Origin of the sequence: Nocardioides hwasunensis, assembly GCF_014779665.1 — a bacterium.
Taxonomy (GTDB): Bacteria; Actinomycetota; Actinomycetes; order Propionibacteriales; family Nocardioidaceae; genus Nocardioides; species Nocardioides hwasunensis.
In genome coordinates this window covers 234,150-252,640 of sequence record NZ_JACXYY010000006.1, presented here as the reverse complement: position 1 = coordinate 252,640, position 18,491 = coordinate 234,150, and the positions used below count along the sequence as shown (strand labels likewise).

Genomic DNA, 18,491 nt, shown 5'->3' with positions numbered 1-18,491 from the left:
CCTCGGCTGCATGACATCTCGCGGCGGCGCACTCCTGGTGCGCCACCGTCGCAACCTGGTGCTGCTGGCACGGTTCGGGGCGGTCGGGGCGACCGGTGTCCTCGTGAACATGCTGACGCTGATCCTGCTGCGCAAGGTCGGCCCCCACTTCGACGACGCGGTCGTCGGGCTCGTCGCCACCGACTTCAACATCCGGTGGTACCACGTCTACTCGACCGTGGCCTTCCTCGTCGCCAACCTGTCCAACTTCCAGCTGAACCGCACCTGGACCTTCCAGAGCTCACGAGCGGCCGGCTGGTGGCGCGAGTACTGGCCGTTCCTCGTCGTCGGCCTCGGCGGACAGGTGATCGGGCTGGCCCTGCTCACGCTGCTGATGCACCCGCACTCGCCGGTGAGCCTGCCCACCGACGTCTTCGACGACTCGACCGGCCTGCGCAACCGGCTCTACTGGTCCCAGCTGATCGTCATCGTCCTGGTCACCCCGTTGTCGTTCGTGCTCAACAAGCTGTGGACCTTCGCGGCGGTCCGCGGCGGTCGGCCCGACCTGGCCGACCCGCTGCGCGAGGAGCAGGTCCTGACGAGCGAGGACCTCACCTGAGCTTGTCCGAACCCTGAGTCCTCCGGCCTGTCATCGTTGCCTTGACGCGTGGTAGAAAGTGCCCCGTACTTCGACGGGAGGGCGGCGCGCGATGACGACAGCGGGGTCGTACGACTTCACCGGCTACCAGGTGCTCGTCGTCGGCGGCACCCGCGGGGAAGGTCACGCGATCGCGTCCTCGTTCGCGGCCTCCGGAGCCGCCGTCACGGTGACCGGCACCATGATGCTGCGGTCCCTCTACGACACCGACCTCTCCGCGTTCGACTACGAGTCGGTCAACCTGGCGCGCCAGGAGTCCATCGACCACCTGGCCGCCATGGTCGACCACATCGACGTGCTCGTGCTGGCCGCGACCTGCCACCTCCCCCACTCCCTGCCTGCCGGTGAGCGCGCGTTCGTCGCCGAAGCCGCTCGCTCCGGCCTCCTCGGCCCGACGTTCCTCACCACCCGGCTGCGCCTCAAGCTCGGCCAGAGCCCGGCGCTGGGCGGCGGGTGCGTCGTCAACACCGGCGCCGTTCGTGCGTGGCTGGAGCTCTCGTCGACGCCGGAGGCCGCTCAGGCCGAGCTCGTGGACGCCACGGCACGCGCGGGCGAGAACTGGGCAGGGCTGGGCGTGCGGGTCAACTCCGTCTCTCCGGTGCCGCGCTCGGTGCTCCCCCGTCAGTACGCCCCGTCGTGGGCGCCGGCCGGCGGGAGCCGCGCGGCCGGCGGGACGCTCGTGCGCACCCAGCAGCAGCGCACGAGCGACGCCGTCGCCGACGCGGTGCTCTTCTTGGCCAGCAGCTCGGCGTCGCGGATCACCGGCCAGACCCTGCGCCTCGGCTGACGCCGCACGACCCGGGCTAGTACTTCTGGGGGGTTCTGGGCCGGACCGCGTGGGAAGCCGTCCGGATCCCGCGGTCGTCATCTACGTTTCTCCTACACAGAGCAACAAGATCGCAACAGAAGGCCACATCGGCGCCGCCTCGGGCTCCGTCGCTTCCCGTGCCGAATCGGAAGGAAGCACCCACGTGACGACCGAACGGATCCCCCACCCGGGCCGCTGGGCGACCCAGCCGGCATGGCCCGGACGGGCATCCCGCCTCCGCCGCCAGCAGGTCATGGCCGGCACCCACGGCGGCGGAACGCCCGTGCAGGAGCTCTGGGCCTCGCTCACCGAGGTGCTGAGCACGCTGGACTCCCCCGCGTCGGCGATGCTGTGCACGCTGGACGGCTTCCCGGTGGCCAGCCACGGCTACGTCCGCGCCGACCTCGTCCACGTCGCCCGGCTCACCGGCCGGATGTTCCTCGAGCGCAGGCAGGACGTCAACGCCGCGTCGCCCCGCCACGCCGGCGCCGAGTCGGGCGTCGAGACGGTCGAGCACACGACCGGTCCGACCCAGTCCGTGATCGCCTCGATCAGCGCGGGGCAGGACCGCTACCTGCTCTCGGTCGCCGCGGACGACGTCAGCATGCCCGTCCTCGAGGCCTGGACGCGTGAGGCCGCCGACCAGCTGCGGACCGTGCTGCTGACTCAGTCCTGAGCGAGCAGCTCCTCAGCCGCCGAGTAGGGATCCTGCTCGCCCGCCGCGACGCGGCGGGCCAGGTCGTCGAGGTCGGCCCCGCGACCCGGCTGGTCCCAGCGCTCGCGCAGGGCGGCGAGGGCGATCGCCTCCACCTCGCGCCGCGCGCGGAGCGTCCGACGGCGGGCCAGCTCTCCCGACTCGGCGAGCCAGTCGGCGTGACGATCCACCTCGGCCAGCAGGGCGTCGATGCCCTCCCCGGTGCTGGCGACCGTCCGGACGACCGGAGGGAGCCAGACGCCGTCGTGTCGCTCCGCCATGGCGAGCATGGTGCGGAGCTCGCGCCGCGTGCGGTCGGCGCCGTCGCGATCGGCCTTGTTGACGACGTACACGTCGCCGATCTCGAGGATCCCGGCCTTGGCCGCCTGGATGCCGTCGCCCATGCCCGGTGCCACGAGGACCAGGGTCGTGTCGGCGAGCCCGGCCACCTCGACCTCGCTCTGGCCGACACCGACGGTCTCGACGACCACCACGTCGCACCCGGCCGCATCCAGCACGCGCACCGCCTGCGGGGTCGACCAGGCGAGGCCGCCCAGGTGACCGCGCGCGCCCATGGAGCGGATGAAGACCTCGCGGTCGAGGGCGTGGTCGCCCATGCGGACCCGGTCGCCGAGGAGCGCACCGCCGGAGAAGGGCGAGGACGGGTCGATCGCCAGCACGCCGACCCTCTTGCCCGCGCGACGCATGCCGGCGACCAGGGCGTTGGTGGAGGTCGACTTGCCGACCCCCGGGGGTCCGGTGATCCCGAGGACGTGAGCGCCCCCGGCGTGCTCGCGCAGCGCCGTCATCACCTCGCGCAGCATCGGTGAGCCATCCTCGACGAGCGTGATGAGGCGGGCCACCGAGGCAGGATCGCCCTCGCGGGCACGCGCGACCAGCTCGGGGACCCTGCGGGCGGCCCGACGGGTCATGCGTGCCTCGCGCCCGTGATCACGCGGGGACGCGGATGATCAGAGCGTCGCCCTGACCGCCGCCGCCGCACAGGGCAGCCGCACCCACGCCGCCCCCGCGGCGCTTGAGCTCGAGGGCGAGCGTCAGCACGATGCGAGCACCGGACATGCCGACGGGGTGACCGAGCGCGATCGCTCCGCCGTTGACGTTGACCTTGTCCTCGCCGACGCCGAGCTGGCGTGCCGACTCGATGCCGACGGCGGCGAAGGCCTCGTTGAGCTCGAAGAGATCGATGTCGGAGACGGCGATGCCCTCCTTCTCCGCGGCCTTGGCGATCGCGTTGGCCGGCTGGAGCTGGAGCGAGGAGTCCGGACCGGCCACCTGGCCGTGCGCACCGATCTCGGCGATCCAGGTCAGGCCGAGCTCCTCGGCCTTCGCCTTGCTCATCACGACGACCGCGCACGCACCGTCGGAGATCTGCGAGGCAGACCCCGCGGTGATGGTGCCGCCCTGGGACACCGGACGCAGGCCGGCGAGGGTCTCGACGGTGGTGTCGCCGCGCACCCCCTCGTCCTCGGCGACCGTGACGTCGCCCTTGCGGGTCGAGATCGTGACCGGCACGACCTCGTCGTCGAAGAGCCCGTTCTTCCACGCGAGCGCAGCGCGCTGGTGCGACTGGGCCGCGAAAGCGTCCTGCTCCTCGCGGCTGAGGTCGGCGCCCGCGGCGTTGGTGCCGTCGGTGAGGTTGATCATGGCCTGCTTCGTCGACTGGTCGAACAGGGCGTCGTAGGCCATCGAGTCGACCAGCGCGGTGTCGCCGTACTTGAAGCCCTCACGGCTCTTCGGCAGCAGGTGCGGCGCCTGCGTCATCGACTCCATGCCGCCGGCGACGACGATCTCGTGCTCCCCGGCGCGGATCAGCTGGTCCGCCATCGCGATCGCGTTGATGCCGGAGAGGCAGACCTTGTTGATGGTGATCGAGGGGAGGCTCATCGGCAGGCCCGCGGCGATGCCGGCGGAACGCGCGGGGTTCTGGCCCGCGCCGGCGAGGATGACCTGACCCATGATCAGGTAGTCGACCTGGTCGCCCGTGACACCGGCCTTGTCCAGCGCGCCCTTGATGGCGACCCCGCCGAGGTCGGCGGCGGACTGGTCCTTGAGGCCTCCGAGCAGGCGTCCGATCGGGGTGCGAGCGCCGGCGACTATCACGGAAGTGGACATGGTTTCCTCCAGGCGTACGGGGTCGGGCCGGCATCTGTCTGCCGATTCGGACGATACCCACCGACGGCATCCGACCGGCAGGGTGAACGTCCATTCACCTGTGAGGCACACGTCACAGCGCACCGCCCGAGTCCCCAAATTGTGGGAGTCGTGAGGCGCGTGGACCGGGTGGACGCAGCCCAGGTGATGGGCTCCTCCTGTCACGGCCTCGGGGCCGCCCGTCGACCCGAGGAGCACCTCCATGGCACCAGCCCGCCGCATCCTGACCGCCGCCGTCGCTCTCGCGACCACCGCACTGCTGGCCGTGGTGGTGACGGCACCGCCGGCCTCCGCCCGTGCGACGAGCCTCGCCGGGCTGTGGACGTTCGACGAGGGCAGCGGCCAGGTGGCCAACGACTGGTCGCTCAACGGCAACCGGGCCCAGCTCGGGTCCACGCCCGACGTGGACGCCGCGGACCCGTCCTGGGTGCAGCTGCCCCGCCTGCTCTTCCTCAAGCAGGCGGGTCTCCGCTTCTCCGGCGCCCAGCGCGTCACGGTCCCCAACGCGCCGTCGCTCGAGCCCGCGGGAGTCACGCTGGCCGTGCGGGTGCGCGGCACCGCCGGCGGTGGGTACCGCTACATCGCCTCGAAGGGCTCGCTGGCCTGCGACACCGCGTCCTACGGTCTCTACACCGGGGCCGACGGTGGCGCCCGCTTCTACGTCTCCGACGGCACCACCTACACCCTGTCCAACGACGTCGGAGCACAGGTCTGGGACGGGGCGTGGCACACGATCGTCGGCGCCTACGACGGTCAGTCGGTCCGGCTGTGGGTCGACGGACGTCAGGTCGGCGCGCCGGTCCCGTCGTCGATCTCGATCCGCTACGGCCTGCCCGACGGTCAGGACCTCCTGCTCGGCGACTACGCCGGGTCGTGCGGGAACCCGCTCGGCTTCGTGGGCGACATCGACGCTGCGGCGGTCCTCGGGCGCTACCAGTCGAACCCGAACGTCCTCTGACCTCTCGAGTGGCGGCGGTCACACCTCCTCGCGCGGTGCGACTCCGGAGTGCACGATGTGCGCCATGAGCACCCCGGACCTGCCCGAAGACCTCCAGCACCTCTTCACCGCGATCGACCACGTCGGCATCGCCGTGCCCGACCTCGACGAGGCGATGGCGTTCTACCGCGACGCCTACGGCATGCGCGTCCTCCACGAGGAGGTCAACGAGGAGCAGGGCGTCCGCGAGGCGATGGTCGGCGTCGGCGACTCCGGCTCGTGCATCCAGCTGCTCGCGCCCCTCACTCCCGAGTCGACCATCGCCAAGTTCCTCGACCGTAACGGCCAGGGCATCCAGCAGCTCGCCTTCCGGGTCGACGACGTCGAGCACGTGGCCGAGGTGCTGCGCGGGCGCGGCCTGCGCCTGCTGTACGACGCCCCGCGGCGCGGCACCTCCGAGAGCCGGGTCAACTTCATCCACCCCAAGGACGCCGGCGGCGTGCTGGTCGAGCTCGTCGAGCCCGCCCGGCACGGCCACTGAGCCGGCCGGGGGCGACGTACGTCACACCTCGCACCACGCGGGGTTAGTGACCGCTAACTTGAGCCCACCGCGACCGCTGCCCCTTCAGGAGACGCCCGTGCAGAACATCCTCGACGCCATCCAGTCCGGCACCGCCACCTCGGAGGACTTCGCGTCCCTCGAGCTGCCCGAGTCCTATCGCGCGGCCTTCGTGAAGAAGGACGAGGTCGACATGTTCGAGGGGGTGGCCTCGAAGGACAAGGACCCCCGCAGGTCGATCCACGTCGACCAGGTCCCGCTGCCCGAGCTCGGACCGGGCGAGGCGTTCGTGGCCGTGATGGCCTCGGCGATCAACTACAACACGGTGTGGACCTCGATCTTCGAGCCGGTCTCCACCTTCGGATTCCTCGAGCGCTACGGCCGCAACTCCGAGCTCACCAAGCGCCACGACCTGCCCTACCACGTGGTCGGCTCCGACCTGTCCGGCGTCGTCCTCAAGACCGGCCCCGGCGTCACGAGGTGGAAGCCGGGCGACCGCGTCGTGGCCCACTGCCTCTCCGTCGAGCTCGAGGGTCCCGATGGCCACGGCGACACGATGCTCGACACCGAGCAGCGGATCTGGGGCTTCGAGACCAACTTCGGCGGCCTGGCCGACGTGGCGATGGTCAAGGCCAACCAGCTGATGCCCAAGCCCGAGCACCTGACGTGGGAGGAGGCCGCCTCCCCCGGCCTCGTGAACTGCACGGCGTACCGCCAGCTCGTCAGCAAGAACGGCGGCGACATGAAGCAGGGCGACAACGTCCTCATCTGGGGCGCCTCCGGCGGACTCGGCGGGTTCGCCACCCAGTACGCCCTCAACGGCGGCGCCACCCCGGTCTGCGTGGTCTCCAACGAGGAGAAGGCCGCCATCGCCCGCAGCATGGGCGCGGAGCTGATCATCAACCGCTCCGAGGAGGGCTACAAGTTCTGGAACGACGACAACACGCAGCAGGACCCGAAGGAGTGGAAGCGCTTCGGCGCCCGCATCCGTGAGCTCACCGGCGGCGAGGACATCGACATCGTCTTCGAGCACCCGGGCCGCGAGACCTTCGGCGCCTCGGTCTTCGTCACCCGCAAGGGCGGCACCATCACCACCTGCGCCTCCACCTCGGGCTACATGCACGAGTACGACAACCGCTACCTGTGGATGAACCTCAAGCGCATCATCTCCAGCCACTTCGCCAACTACCGGGAGTCGTGGGAGGCCAACCGCCTCATCGCCAAGGGCAAGATCCACCCGACCCTGTCGCGGACCTACACCCTCGACGAGGTCGGGCAGGCCTCGCTCGACGTCCACCAGAACGCCCACCAGGGCAAGGTCGGCGTGCTGTGCCTGGCGCCCGAGCCGGGTCTCGGTGTCCTCGACGGGGAGATGCGCGCGCGCCACGAGACCGCGATCAACCGGTTCCGCGGGGTCTGAACCACCGGCTACACCTCCTCACACCCCGGCTCGCGCCAACAAACACCGAGTGCCCGCGAGCCGGGGTGTGATGTTTGAGGGGCATCGGCAACACTGGGGCTGCACAGCACGAGCAGTCCGCACGACCTGAGAGAGGGTGCCCCGCATGAGCTCCGACAAGGGCCTGTCCATCTTCGACGAGCCGGAGTCCTCCGACGACGGAGGCGAGGAGACCCAGGTGCTGCCGGTGGTCCCGCAGGACGCTCCGCAGCAGGCCCAGCCCGCCGCGAGACCTGCTGATGCGAGCGCCGACACCGCGACCAGGCCCGTCGAGCAGACCGCACCCCCCGCGAGCCCCTCGCCGATGGCCGCCCCCGCTCCGGCCGCACCGGCCGACGCCACCCGGAAGAACCCGGTGATCCCGCCTGCCGCCCCGAGGTCCACGCAGACGTCCGCACCCGCGCCGAGGCCGACGTCGGCGCCGATGCCGGCCGCGACCCCGGCCCCTGCCGAGCCGCTGCCGGTCGTGCGCCGCGGTGGCTACGACAAGGCCGCCGTCGAGCAGCGGGTCGGCCAGCTGCAGACCGAGAAGTCCGGGCTGGCCACCAGCCTGGCCAGCAGCGAGCAGCGCGTCATCGAGCTCGAGACCGAGCTGGAGCGGGCGCGCGCCGAGCTGCACGAGAACGCCAACCCGACGTACGCCGGACTCGGTGGGCGCGCCACCTCCATGCTCAAGCTGGCCGAGGACGAGGCCGCCGACGTGCGCGAGGCCTCCCACCGCGAGGCCGCGGAGATCCGCCAGCGCGCCGATCGCGACGCGACCAGCATCCGTGCCGATGCCGCCCGTGAGGCCGACGACATGCGGCTGGTGCAGCTCAAGGAGCTCGACGAGATGCGCGCGCGCCTGACCGCCGACGCCGAGACCGAGCGCTCGCTGGCCAAGGCCGAGGCCGAGGACCTCCTCGCCTCCGCCCGCCGTGAGGCCGACCAGCTGCGGCTCGCCGCCCAGCAGGAGACCAACGAGCTGCGCGTGACCACGACCCGCGAGGCCGAGCAGGCCCGTGCGGCCGCCGACCGCGAGGTGCAGGAGGCCCGCCGGATCCTCGCCGTGGAGAAGGAGCGGCTCGCACGCGAGGCCGCCGAGCACCACAGCAGCGCCACCGCCGAGACCCAGCGGCTGGTCACCGAGGCCGAGGGCCGGGCCACGGCCGCCGAGCAGCGCGCGCGGGAGGCCACCTCCCAGGCCAACACGCACCGTCAGCAGGCGCAGAGCGAGGCCGAGGGCCTGCTCACCCGGGCCCGCCGCGAGGCCGAGCAGGTCGTCGCCTCCGCCCGGACCCAGGCCGACTCCATCACCGCCACGAAGGCAGCCGAGGCCGAGCGCGAGCTGGCCAACATCCAGGCCGAGGTCGACCGCGTCACCCGGCGTCGCGACGCCATCACCGCCCAGCTCGGCGCCCTGCGCGACGTCGTCGCAGGATTCGGCGAGGACGAGTCCTGAGCGACGCGCCGCCCGACGAGGCCGGGGAGGCCGGGGAGGCCGGCGACGAGGCCGTCGCCGCCGAGGCGGTCGAGGCCGCGGAGCGCGCGGAGTCGGCTGCCGAGCGGGCCGACACCGCGGCGGAGATCGCCCAGGAGGCCGCCGAGGAGACCGTCGAGTCTGCCGCCGCCCTGGCCGAGCAGATCGACAACGCCACCGACCTGGTGGTGAGCCCGTCCGCGCCGTCCTACCCCGCCCCGCCCCCGGAGCACCTGGTCCCTGCGGTGACCCTGCTGCGCCACTCCCCGTTCAACATCGGCTTCTTCGGAGCGCTCGGGGTGCTGGTCGCGGTGTTCTTGATGAACCAGCTCTTCAGCATCTCCTCCATCCTGGTGCTGCTGGTGCTGGCCATGTTCTTGGCAGTCGGCCTCAACCCGGTCGTCGAGTGGTTCATGCGCCGCGGCGTACGACGTGGCATCTCGGTGGTGCTCGTGCTGTCGGTCGTCCTCGGCGTGCTGTGGCTCTTCGTCAGCGCCGTCGCACCGGTGATCAGCGAGCAGATCGCGCTCATCACCCGCAACGCGCCCGGCTGGTTCGGCGAGCTCCAGCGCAACGACTCCATCCAGCAGCTCGACGAGCGCTACGACGTCATCGACCGGCTGCAGGCCTACGTCACCGACGCCGACTTCACCCAGCGGGTCTTCGGCGGCGCGCTCGGCTTCGGCCTCGCCGTCCTCTCGGTGCTCACCAACACCTTCATCGTGCTGGTGCTGATGATCTACTTCCTGGCCTCGCTGCCGAGCATCAAGCACGCCGGCTACAGCCTCGCCCCTGCCTCGCGCCGGCCGCGCGTGAGCGAGCTGGGCGACAAGATCATCCGCAGCACCGGCGCCTACGTCTCGGGCGCGTTCCTCGTCGCGACGTGCGCGGGCATCAGCACGCTGCTCTTCACCTGGGTCGTGGGCCTGGGCGACTACAGCTTCGCGCTGGCCTTCATCGTCGGGCTGCTCAGCCTCATCCCGATCCTGGGCGCCATCGTCAGCGGCGTGATCATGACGCTGCTGGCCCTGACGGTCTCCCCCACCGTCGCCGTGGTCGCCGCCATCTACTACATCGCCTACCAGCAGCTCGAGTCCTACCTCATCTCCCCGCGGATCATGAAGCGGGCGGTCGACATCCCGGGCGCCATCACGGTGATCGCCGCGCTCGTCGGCGGCTCGCTGATGGGGATCGTCGGAGCGCTGCTGGCGGTGCCGGTCGCGGCGGCCCTCCTGGTGCTGCACCGCGAGGTGTTCCTCACCCGACAGGACGCTCGCTGACGGTCTCCGGCAGGGGCTCGACCGCCAGCGGCGCCCGCCCCTCCCCCAGCTTGACCACGACCACTCCGGCCAGCACGAGCAGGCCGCCGGCGAGCTGGACCGGTCGCGGGAGCTCACCGAGCAGCAGCCACGCCCACACCACCGCCGCCAGCACCTCGCCGAGCGCGACGAACGAGGCCAGCCTGCTGCCGAGCCGCCGCCCGGCGGCGATCCCGGTGACGTAGGAGAAGGCGGCGGTCACCAGGCCGAGCGCCACCACGGGGACCCACCACACGACGGTGCGTCCGTCGTAGACCGCGTCTGCCGTCGAGGCGTGGAACGGCAGCACGCCGCTGGCGCCCGCCGCCAGGAGGATCGCCCCGCCCACCAGCAGGCCACCCGCAGCGAGGGTGATGCCGGGCAGTCCGTTGTCCTCGTCGGCGGAGATGATGAAGTACGTCGTGACGCCCAGCATGGCGCCGAGCGCCCACAGGACGCCGACGGTGCTGAGCTCCGCGCCAGAGGCGACGTCGAGCACGAGCACCAGCCCGGCCGCGGCGATCGCCGCACCCACCACCGTGAGGCGGGCGGGGCGGTGACCGTGGCGCAGCCACAGCCACATCACGACGGCGACCGGTGCGGTGTACTCGAGCAGCAGCGCGACGCTCACCTGCAGGTAGGTCACGGCGTAGAAGAAGCACAGCTGTGCTCCGGCCACGGCACCCAGGCCGTAGATCCCGATCAGGCCCGCGTTGGCACGCACCAGGTGCCACCGCCCGCGCAGGGCCAGCACCCCCGGAACCAGCAACACGAGAGCCGCCAGGCCGATCCGGAGACCGACCGTCGCGCCCGCGCTCCACCCGGTGTCGAGCAGTCCGCGGGCCAGGGCGCCGGACAGCCCGAACGACGTCGCCGACGCCACGGCCAGGGTCAGGCCGACGGACGTCCGAGAGCGGGCCGTGTCATGAGTCAAGAGCGTCACGGTCATGACGCTAGGCGTGGTTCGTGTAATGTGTCAACATGCTTTTCACGGATGACACCGATGCGGCGCTGCAGGCAGCGGTCGCCGTGGTCAACTCCACCGACGAGCCCGGTCAGCCGCTCGGCTCGGTGGAGGACCTCACCGCCTTCGTGGAGGGCTGGAGGTTCACCGGTCGGCACGAGCGGACCTCGGCCGAGCTCGACGCCGTACGCCGCCTGCGTCCTGCGCTGCGCACCCTGCTGCTCGCCGAGCGCGACGAGGCGGCCGAGCTGGTCAACGACATGCTCGCCCGGGCGCGGGCCCTCCCCCAGCTGCGCCGCCACGACACCTGGGACTGGCACCTGCACGCCGTCGACCCCGACCGGCCGCTCGACCAGCGGCTCGTGGTCGAGACGGCGATGGCGATGGTCGACGTGATCCGCTCGGACGAGATGTCGCGCCTGGCCTGGTGCGCGGCCGACGACTGCGACGACGTGGTGCTCGACCTGTCCCGCAACCGCTCGCGTCGCTACTGCTCGACGACCTGCGGCAACCGCGAGGCGGTGGCCGCCTACCGGGCGCGCCAGCGGGCCTGAGCGGACCTCACGACGGCGACGACTGGGGCAGGAAGCGGCGCAGCACCTCGAGGAAGACCTCCGGCTGCTCCGAGTGCACCCAGTGGCCCGCGTCCTTGACCAGCACCCGTCGGTTGCGCGGGAAACGTCGGTCCATCTCGCCGGCGTGCGCGTCGTCGATGTAGTCCGATCGCGCACCGCCGACCCACAGCACCGGACCGTCGTACGTCGCCTCGCCGAGCGCCTCGCGCGGCCAGCCGACCAGGTCGTCCATCCGCGCACCCAGCAGGTCGAGGTTCACCTGCCAGTGCCAGCCGTCGTCGGTGCGGCGGAGGTTCTGCAGGAGGAAGCTGCGCACGACCGGGTTGGGCACGGCCTCGCGCAGCGCCTCCTCGGCCTGGCCGCGGCTCTCCAGAGCGGTGAGGTCCAGCCCGCGCATCGTCTCGATGTAGCCCACGAACTCCCGCCCACTGTCGTAGGCCACGGGCGCGACGTCGACCACGGCGAGCCGCTCGACGAGGTCGGGACGGCGCAGAGCCAGGCACATCGCGATCTTGCCGCCCATCGAGTGCCCGACGAGGGCGACGGCCCCGCCCCCGTCCGCCTGCGCCTCGAGCTCCGCGGCGACGAGGTCGGCGAGCTCGAGGTAGTCGAAGCTCTCCGTCCACGGCGAGCGCCCGTGGTTGGGCATGTCGAGGAGCAGCACCCGGTGGTCGGTGCTCAGCGCCTTGGCGATCTGCGTCCAGTTCTTCCCCTGGCCGAACAGACCGTGGCAGAACGCGACGACCGGTCCGCGCTCGCCCAGGACCGTGGTGTGCAGTCGCTCCATCGCCACAGGGTACGGACGCAAAGAACAGGCCGCCCACCACCCCCCGATGGTGTGCGGCCTGCTCTGAGAAGCGGCCGGTGGGCCGCGGGACCATCCCCTCGTGCGGTCCCGTCGCCCTCGGCGTACGAGAAGGCTCCCGCGAAACCACCGGTGACAGCATCCGTAGTCCTACCTATCTGGCCTACGTCGCGGGATAGATTCATTCCGTGCTGTCCCCGTGCCTCGGTCGAGACGACGTCCAGCGCGCGCTGGGCGAGGCCCTGGAGGAGTCGCGGTGGGTCACCGTCGTGGGGCCGCCCGGCAGCGGGAAGACCCTCGTCGTGCGCCACGCGATCGCCGGTGCGGCGGCCGTGTCGTGGGTCGACGCCCGCAGCCTGCACGGCCTCGACGACGTGCTCGCTGCGGCGCTGGCGAGCCTCGACGCCGAGACCGCGCCGGGTGACTCCCTCAGCGGGGCGCTCGGCCGTGCGGTCGACGGGCAGGACTGCCTGCTCGTCCTCGACGGGCTCGACCTCGACGCGACCGGCGCCGGCCCGGTGCTCCAGGCGATGCTGGACCGGACGACGCACGCGCGTGTGGTGGTGACCGCGCGCACGACCGCCGGTCAGCCCCACGAGTCCGTCGTCCGCGTCGGGCCGCTGCCGGTGCCGCACGTCCTGGCACCGCTCGAGGGCCCCGCCGTCGAGCTGTTCCTGCGCCGGATCCGGTCCGCGGGCGGACAGCGGGTCGACCTGGTGACGCAGGCGCACGAGGTGCACCGACTCCTCAGCGCCACCGGTGGCCTGCCGCTGCTGATCGAGCAGGTCGCCGTGCAGTCGGCACTGGTGGGCCTCAGCAACGCGATGTCCACCGTCAGCCTCGACCAGGCCGTCGACTCCGCGCACGACCTGCTCGACGACGCGAGCGCGACCGCCCTGCGTCGCATCGGCGTGCTCGACTTCCCCGTCGGGCTCGAGGTGCTCGCCCGGGTGCTCGACGTCCCTGTCCCGGAGGCGGCCGAGCTCGCCGGCGACCTGGTCCGCCGCAGCCTGCTCGAGGTCGACCAGCGCGGCCAGTTCGACATGCTCTCCCCCATCCGCGGCCGGGCGCGCGCGCTGGCGCGTCCCGAGGACCGCGCCTGCGTCGACGCCGGGCTGCTCACCTGGGCGCAGGCCCATGCACCCGCGCACGACAACTACGGAGCCGCCGACGCCGCATGGCTGCGAGACCTGCCCGCCATGCGGCACGCGGTGCTGACGGCGTGCGCGCGGCCGGAGACGCGGGCCGAGGGCTACTCGGTGGCCAACCGGATCTTCTCCTCCCTCTACACCTCGATGCGGGCGCGCGAGGCGGTCGAGATCCTCGAGGGCGCGCTCGCCAGCGGTGACGGTCCCTCGGACATCGGCGCCCAGGTCGCCCGCCGCGCCGGCATCGCGGCCTCGGAGGTGCGCGGTACCTACGAGGGGCTGTGGCTGCTCGACCGCGCCGACCAGCACGCCTCCGCCGCGCCGCGCCCCGAGGAGCAGCTCGCCAAGACCGCGTCGATCCGCGCCGAGATGCACCTCGACGCGGGCGACCTGGAGAGTGCCGAGAGCGAGGCACGGCGCGCGATCAGCCTCGATCCCGAGGGATCGATCAGCCGCCAGGCCACGCGCACCCTTGCCGACCTCTATGCGTCCCAGGGTCGCTTCGCGGAGGCCACCCAGGCCGCCGCCGACGCGATGCCGGCGCGCATCTCACGTGACGAGCGGTGGATCGACCTGTCCGCGCGCACGGTCCTGGCGCGGATCGCCCTCGAGCAGGGCCGCACCGCGGAGGCCGTGGCGGGCGCCCGCGCCGTGGTGCTCGAGGCACGCGAGCTCGCCGAGGACCGGGTCGGCCTGCTCGCCGAGACGCTGCTGCGGGGCATCGACCCGACCTGGCCGGGGTCCGACGTGGTGCGCGAGACGCTGCCCTGGGCGGTCCGTCTCCCCGTGCTGGCGCAGGACGGGCGTGACCTGCTCCTGCGCGGCGAGGCCCGCCAGGCGGCCGGCCTCGCTGCCGACGTCGTGGCGTTGGCCGACTCTGCCCGCCTGGGTCGCGACGCCGTCGAGGCTCGGCTGCTGCTCGGTCGTGCGCTCGTGCAGCTCGGCGACCTCGACCAGGCGACCACGACGTACCTCACCGCCCTGGACAGCTGTCGCGTCATGAGGCTGCCGTTGCGTGCGGCCGACGTCCTGGACGGTCTGGCGGCGGTCGCCCGGGCGCGCGAGCTCCCCGAGGCCCGTTCCCTCGCCGCGGCCGCGTTCGCCCTGCGGGCCCCGCGGATGGCCGTGCGATGGGGCTACTCCGCCGACTTCGACGTCGTCGCGGCGAGCCGTGCTCCCGAGGCATGGATCGACGGCGACGACCTGTCCGCCGACGCGGTCGGGCTCGTCACCGCCGTCTTCACGCGTCCGACCTCTGCGCCCGCGTCGGTGCTCGACACCCTGACCGCGGCCGAGCGACAGGTCGCCGAGCGAGTGGCGCACGGACTGACCAGCCGGCAGATCGCCGAGGAGCTCTTCGTGTCACCACGCACGGTCGATGCCCACCTCACCCACATCTACCGCAAGCTCGACATCAACACCCGCGCCCGCCTCGCGGCCCTCGTCGTCGATCACCGCTGAGCGCGACCACCGCTCGCGTGGGCCGACTGTCGGGGGGTCGCGGCAGGATGAGCGCATGAGCCGGACCATCCAGGTGACCTTCGACGCCCACGACCCCGAGAGGCTCTCGCGCTTCTGGGCCGACGCGATGGGCTACGTCAACCCCCCGCCGCCCGGGCGCGAGCTCGCGGCCGGCCAGGACCCGTTCGACGCGTGGCACGACTTCCTCCGTGAGGCGGGCGTGCCCGAGTCGCAGTGGAACTCGGCCTCGGCCGCCGAGGACCCCGACGGCGTCGGGCCTCGACTGTTCTTCCAGCAGGTGGCCGAGGACAAGGTCGCGAAGAACCGCGTCCACCTCGACCTGCGCGCCGCGCCCGGGCTCCAGGGCGAGGAGCGGATGGCCGCCCTCGAGGCCGAGAGCGAGCGGCTCGTGGCGATCGGGGCCACCCGCGTCGCGCGGCACGAGCCGGCGCCACCGATGACGCACGGCCACCTCGTGATGGCCGACCCCGAGGGCAACGAGTTCTGCCTGGACTGAGGCGCCGTCAGCGCGCGCTGTAGTCCCGGAAGCCGCGGCCGGTCTTGCGACCGAGGTAGCCGGCGGTGACCAGGTGCTCGAGCAGCGGAGCGGGCGCGAAGCCCGGCTCGCGGAACTCGAGGTAGAGCTCCCTCTGGATGGCCAGCGAGACGTCGTTGCCGACCACGTCGAGCAGCTCGAAGGGGCCCATCGGCAGCGCACAGCCCTGCTTCATCGCGGTGTCGATGTCGTCGGCGGTCGCGTAGTGCGCCTCGAGCATCTTCACCGCGTCGTTGAGGTAGGGGAAGAGGAGCGCGTTGACGATGAACCCTGCCCGGTCACCGCACCGCACCGCCACCTTGCCGACCCGGTCGCAGAGGGCGAGCACGGTCTCGGTGACGGACTCGTCCGTCGCCACCGTCGAGACCACCTCGACCAGCTTCATGATCGCGGCGGGGTTGAAGAAGTGCATGCCGATGACGTCCTGGGGCCGCTTGGTGGCGGTCGCCATCGAGATGATCGGCAGCGACGACGTGGTCGTGGCCAGGATCGCGCCGGTGCCGCCCCGGCCCCCCGTGCAGATCTCGTCGAGGTTCTCGAACAGCGTCGTCTTGATCGCGAGGTCCTCGGCGATCGCCTCGACGACCAGGTCGACGTCGGCGAGGTCGTCGAGCGAGGTCGTGCCGCGCAGCCGACCCAGCACCTCGGCCTTCTGCTCCTCGGTCGCGCGGCCCCGCTGGATCTGCTTGTCGAAGCTGCGGGTGATCGTGGCGACCACACCGTCGACCTTGTCCTGGCCCCGACCGGCGAAGAGCACGTCGTAGCCCGCCTTGGCGAAGACCTCGACGATGCCCGAGGCCATCGTGCCGGTGCCGACGACACCCACGAGCGAGATGTCGTGGCGCAGCTGCGGCTTGTCGTCCTCCCCGGGGGTCTGGGCGTCGGCGACCACGACGGGCGAGTCCGGGGCCTCGTAGGTGTAGAAGCCACGCCCCGACTTGCGGCCCAGCAGCCCGGCCGTGACGTACTGCTTGAGGATCGGCGCCGGTGCGTGCAGCCGGTCACGTCCCTGCTTGTACATCGTGTCGAGGATCTCGTAGGCCGTGTCGAGACCGATCAGGTCGAGCAGCGCGAGCGGTCCCATCGGGTAGCCGCAGCCGAAGCGCATGGCGGCGTCGATGTCCTCGCGCGAGGCGTACCGGCCCTCGTACATCGAGACCGCGTGGTTGAGGTAGCCGAAGAGCAGGGTGTTGGCGATGAAGCCGGCCTTGTCGCCGCAGACCACGGGATTCTTCCCGAGGCTGACGAGGAGCGCGTGCACGTCGGCCAGCACGTCGGGCTCGGTCACGACGGTGCGGATGATCTCGACGAGGTCCTGCACGGGCGCGGGGTTGAAGAAGTGCACGCCGACCACCCGGCCGGGACTCGAGTTGGCGGTGGAGATCTCGGTGACGCTGAGCGAGGAGGTGTTGGTCGCGAGGACCGCGTCGGGACCGACGATGCCGTCGAGCGTGCGGAAGATCGACTTCTTGACCTCGAGCGACTCGACGACGGCCTCGACCACCAGGTCGGCCGACGCGAGCTCGGCCATCTCGGTGGTGAGCGTGATCCGGCCCAGGATCTCGGCCTGCTCGGCCGCAGTGATCTTCTCGCGCTTCACCGCACGCGCCGTCGAGTGCTCCAGGTGCTGGCGGCCGCGGTCCACCCCGGCGACGTTGACCTCGACCCCGATCACCGTGTGCCCGTTGCGGGCGAACACCTCGGCGATGCCGGCGCCCATCGTGCCGAGGCCGATCACGCCGACAGTGCCGAACTCGCGAGTAGCGTCAGTCATGTCCCGCATGCTCCCACGCTGACGTGCCCCCTGGGATGTGGTACCCGTCACGTCTCGGGCCGCTGCGATCAGCCCTGCGGACGCACCACCACGACCTCGTCGCCCGGGCGGATCGAGCCCGACCGGACGATCTTGGCGCAGAGCCCGCGCAGGCGCCGCGGCTTGCCCGCGGGGCCGTTGACGAAGCTCATCGCGTCCTTGCCGAAGCGCGCGATGAACTTGGCGCAGCCGTTGTGCGGCTGGTCGGTCACCACGATCACCGCGCCGCCGGCTCCACCGATGCGCAGCTCGGTCCACGCCGGCAGGTTGTCGTGGGAGAGGTCGAGGTCGACGAACAGCTGGTCGCCGGCGAGCCGCTCGCGCTCGGGGTCGCGGGCGAGGAACTCCGCGAGCGGGTGGCTCATCACGTTGAGCTGCATGTCGGGGTGCGCCGAGCCGTCCGGCGTACGCCGGCTGCCGCGCGCCGCCCAGCTGTCCCCGACGAGACCGTCGGCCACGTCGAGGTGTCCCACCTCCAGCACCTCGCGCTCCCCCGTGGCCGGACGTCGGACCACCGCGCGCAGCACCCCGACGTCGCGGGGCCGGGAGTCGAGGACCGGCAGGAACGCCGTCAGCTCGGCGGTGGTGCGGTGCGAGCGCAGCACGCGGCGCATCCAGACCCGACGACCGTGCCGGCCCAGGCCGAGGCGCTCCTCGGCCTCGGAGATGGCGAGCTGGGTGGCGGTGCGCGGCTCGTCGTCGGCGAGCTCGACGAACCCGTGGCGCGCGTAGAAGGGCGCGTTCCATGCGATGTCGGCGTACGTCGTCAGGGTGAGCGAGCCGTGCCCCTTCACGGCCGCCCGTTCGGCCGCGGCCTCGAGCAGCGCGGCACCCACACCCCGGCGTGCGTGGTCGGGGTGCACCGAGAGCTGGTCGAGGTGCGCGTGGGACTCGAGGAAGCGCACGTGGGCGAACCCGACCGCCGGATCGCCCGCGACCAGCACGAAGCCGGGCTGGGCAGCGCGGTCCTCGCCGCTGCTCGCCGGCGCCGCCAGCGGGTCGCCGGCGAGGTCACCGAGGACGGCCTCGAACACGGGGACGCCGGAGTCCTCGATCGCGGCCAGCAGCGGCAGGTCGCGCGCACGCGCCGGGCGTACGTCGTGGTGGGTCGCGGGCTCGCTCACACGGCCACTGTAGATTCGCCCG

General features: G+C 72.1%; 17 protein-coding genes. 11 read left to right on the top strand and 6 right to left on the bottom strand.

Features of this window, described 5'->3' with window-relative positions; translation table 11 throughout:
- Positions 1-10: 10 nt before the first annotated feature.
- The 3 genes from IEZ25_RS15745 (at position 11) to IEZ25_RS15735 (ending at position 2,121) form a co-directional block, all read left to right on the top strand.
- On the top strand, positions 11-598 hold the full coding sequence (locus IEZ25_RS15745) for a GtrA family protein (RefSeq protein ID WP_191200392.1): 588 nt from the start codon (positions 11-13) through the stop codon (positions 596-598).
- A gap of 91 nt (positions 599-689) precedes the next feature.
- Positions 690-1,424: an SDR family oxidoreductase gene (locus IEZ25_RS15740; protein ID WP_191200391.1), complete on the top strand. Its 735-nt coding sequence runs from the start codon at positions 690-692 to the stop codon at positions 1,422-1,424.
- Between the two features lie 184 nt (positions 1,425-1,608).
- A complete protein-coding gene (locus IEZ25_RS15735; protein ID WP_191200390.1) occupies positions 1,609-2,121 on the top strand; it encodes a hypothetical protein in 513 nt (170 codons plus the stop codon).
- Here IEZ25_RS15735 and meaB read toward each other — a convergent pair.
- The gene (gene meaB, locus IEZ25_RS15730; protein WP_191200389.1) at positions 2,112-3,071 is read right to left on the bottom strand and encodes a methylmalonyl Co-A mutase-associated GTPase MeaB; all 960 of its coding nucleotides are present in this window, start codon (positions 3,069-3,071) and stop codon (positions 2,112-2,114) included. The two genes, IEZ25_RS15735 and meaB, sit on opposite strands and share 10 nt — an antisense overlap.
- 19 nt (positions 3,072-3,090) lie before the next feature.
- On the bottom strand, positions 3,091-4,272 hold the full coding sequence (locus tag IEZ25_RS15725; protein ID WP_191200388.1) for an acetyl-CoA C-acetyltransferase: 1,182 nt from the start codon (positions 4,270-4,272) through the stop codon (positions 3,091-3,093).
- Positions 4,273-4,513: 241 nt separating this feature from the next.
- Here IEZ25_RS15725 and IEZ25_RS15720 point away from each other — a divergent pair, with 241 nt between their 5' ends.
- The 5 genes from IEZ25_RS15720 (at position 4,514) to IEZ25_RS15700 (ending at position 10,005) form a co-directional block, all read left to right on the top strand.
- Positions 4,514-5,269, top strand: a complete 756-nt coding sequence (locus tag IEZ25_RS15720) for a LamG domain-containing protein (protein ID WP_191200387.1) — start codon at positions 4,514-4,516, stop codon at positions 5,267-5,269.
- 64 nt (positions 5,270-5,333) lie between these two features.
- A complete protein-coding gene (mce, locus tag IEZ25_RS15715) occupies positions 5,334-5,789 on the top strand; it encodes a methylmalonyl-CoA epimerase (RefSeq protein WP_191200386.1) in 456 nt (151 codons plus the stop codon).
- A gap of 97 nt (positions 5,790-5,886) precedes the next feature.
- Positions 5,887-7,227: a crotonyl-CoA carboxylase/reductase gene (gene ccrA, locus IEZ25_RS15710; protein WP_191200385.1), complete on the top strand. Its 1,341-nt coding sequence runs from the start codon at positions 5,887-5,889 to the stop codon at positions 7,225-7,227.
- A gap of 145 nt (positions 7,228-7,372) precedes the next feature.
- Positions 7,373-8,707: a coiled-coil domain-containing protein gene (locus IEZ25_RS15705; protein ID WP_191200384.1), complete on the top strand. Its 1,335-nt coding sequence runs from the start codon at positions 7,373-7,375 to the stop codon at positions 8,705-8,707.
- A gap of 206 nt (positions 8,708-8,913) precedes the next feature.
- Positions 8,914-10,005 (top strand): AI-2E family transporter, encoded by a 1,092-nt coding sequence (locus IEZ25_RS15700; protein WP_191200383.1) that lies wholly within the window; start codon positions 8,914-8,916, stop codon positions 10,003-10,005.
- Here IEZ25_RS15700 and IEZ25_RS15695 read toward each other — a convergent pair.
- The gene (locus tag IEZ25_RS15695) at positions 9,983-10,966 is read right to left on the bottom strand and encodes an EamA family transporter (protein WP_318152267.1); all 984 of its coding nucleotides are present in this window, start codon (positions 10,964-10,966) and stop codon (positions 9,983-9,985) included. The genes IEZ25_RS15700 and IEZ25_RS15695 overlap by 23 nt on opposite strands.
- Positions 10,967-11,004: 38 nt before the next feature.
- Here IEZ25_RS15695 and IEZ25_RS15690 point away from each other — a divergent pair, with 38 nt between their 5' ends.
- Entirely contained in the window at positions 11,005-11,541 is a 537-nt protein-coding gene (locus tag IEZ25_RS15690; protein WP_191200381.1) for a CGNR zinc finger domain-containing protein, read from the top strand.
- Positions 11,542-11,548: 7 nt separating this feature from the next.
- Here the strand turns inward: IEZ25_RS15690 and IEZ25_RS15685 are convergent, their stop codons facing one another.
- Entirely contained in the window at positions 11,549-12,349 is an 801-nt protein-coding gene (locus IEZ25_RS15685; protein ID WP_191200380.1) for an alpha/beta fold hydrolase, read from the bottom strand.
- Positions 12,350-12,555: 206 nt separating this feature from the next.
- On the opposite strand from IEZ25_RS15685, the gene IEZ25_RS15680 reads away from it, so the two are divergent.
- Both IEZ25_RS15680 and IEZ25_RS15675 read left to right on the top strand, forming a co-directional pair.
- Positions 12,556-14,976 carry a LuxR C-terminal-related transcriptional regulator gene (locus tag IEZ25_RS15680; protein ID WP_191200379.1) on the top strand — a complete coding sequence of 807 codons (2,421 nt, stop codon included), beginning with the start codon at positions 12,556-12,558 and terminating at the stop codon, positions 14,974-14,976.
- A 55-nt stretch (positions 14,977-15,031) separates the two neighbouring features.
- Positions 15,032-15,493 carry a VOC family protein gene (locus IEZ25_RS15675; protein ID WP_191200378.1) on the top strand — a complete coding sequence of 154 codons (462 nt, stop codon included), beginning with the start codon at positions 15,032-15,034 and terminating at the stop codon, positions 15,491-15,493.
- A gap of 7 nt (positions 15,494-15,500) precedes the next feature.
- Here IEZ25_RS15675 and IEZ25_RS15670 read toward each other — a convergent pair whose 3' ends face one another.
- On the bottom strand, positions 15,501-17,306 hold the full coding sequence (locus IEZ25_RS15670; protein ID WP_191200377.1) for a 3-hydroxyacyl-CoA dehydrogenase family protein: 1,806 nt from the start codon (positions 17,304-17,306) through the stop codon (positions 15,501-15,503).
- Between the two features lie 68 nt (positions 17,307-17,374).
- On the bottom strand, positions 17,375-18,469 hold the full coding sequence (locus IEZ25_RS21560; RefSeq protein WP_318152266.1) for a GNAT family N-acetyltransferase: 1,095 nt from the start codon (positions 18,467-18,469) through the stop codon (positions 17,375-17,377).
- Positions 18,470-18,491: the final 22 nt, after the last annotated feature.

Excerpts from the sequence above, each read along its gene's own strand:
- IEZ25_RS15740 (WP_191200391.1), top strand. The coding sequence starts at position 690 with ATGACGACAGCGGGGTCGTACGACTTCACCGGCTACCAGGTGCTCGTC.
- IEZ25_RS15670 (WP_191200377.1), bottom strand. The coding sequence starts at position 17,306 with ATGACTGACGCTACTCGCGAGTTCGGCACTGTCGGCGTGATCGGCCTC.
- IEZ25_RS15690 (WP_191200381.1), top strand. The coding sequence starts at position 11,005 with ATGCTTTTCACGGATGACACCGATGCGGCGCTGCAGGCAGCGGTCGCC.
- mce (WP_191200386.1), top strand. The coding sequence starts at position 5,334 with ATGAGCACCCCGGACCTGCCCGAAGACCTCCAGCACCTCTTCACCGCG.
- IEZ25_RS15705 (WP_191200384.1), top strand. The coding sequence starts at position 7,373 with ATGAGCTCCGACAAGGGCCTGTCCATCTTCGACGAGCCGGAGTCCTCC.
- IEZ25_RS15745 (WP_191200392.1), top strand. The coding sequence starts at position 11 with ATGACATCTCGCGGCGGCGCACTCCTGGTGCGCCACCGTCGCAACCTG.
- IEZ25_RS15675 (WP_191200378.1), top strand. The coding sequence starts at position 15,032 with ATGAGCCGGACCATCCAGGTGACCTTCGACGCCCACGACCCCGAGAGG.
- IEZ25_RS15720 (WP_191200387.1), top strand. The coding sequence starts at position 4,514 with ATGGCACCAGCCCGCCGCATCCTGACCGCCGCCGTCGCTCTCGCGACC.
- IEZ25_RS15725 (WP_191200388.1), bottom strand. The coding sequence starts at position 4,272 with ATGTCCACTTCCGTGATAGTCGCCGGCGCTCGCACCCCGATCGGACGC.
- meaB (WP_191200389.1), bottom strand. The coding sequence starts at position 3,071 with ATGACCCGTCGGGCCGCCCGCAGGGTCCCCGAGCTGGTCGCGCGTGCC.
- IEZ25_RS15685 (WP_191200380.1), bottom strand. The coding sequence starts at position 12,349 with ATGGAGCGACTGCACACCACGGTCCTGGGCGAGCGCGGACCGGTCGTC.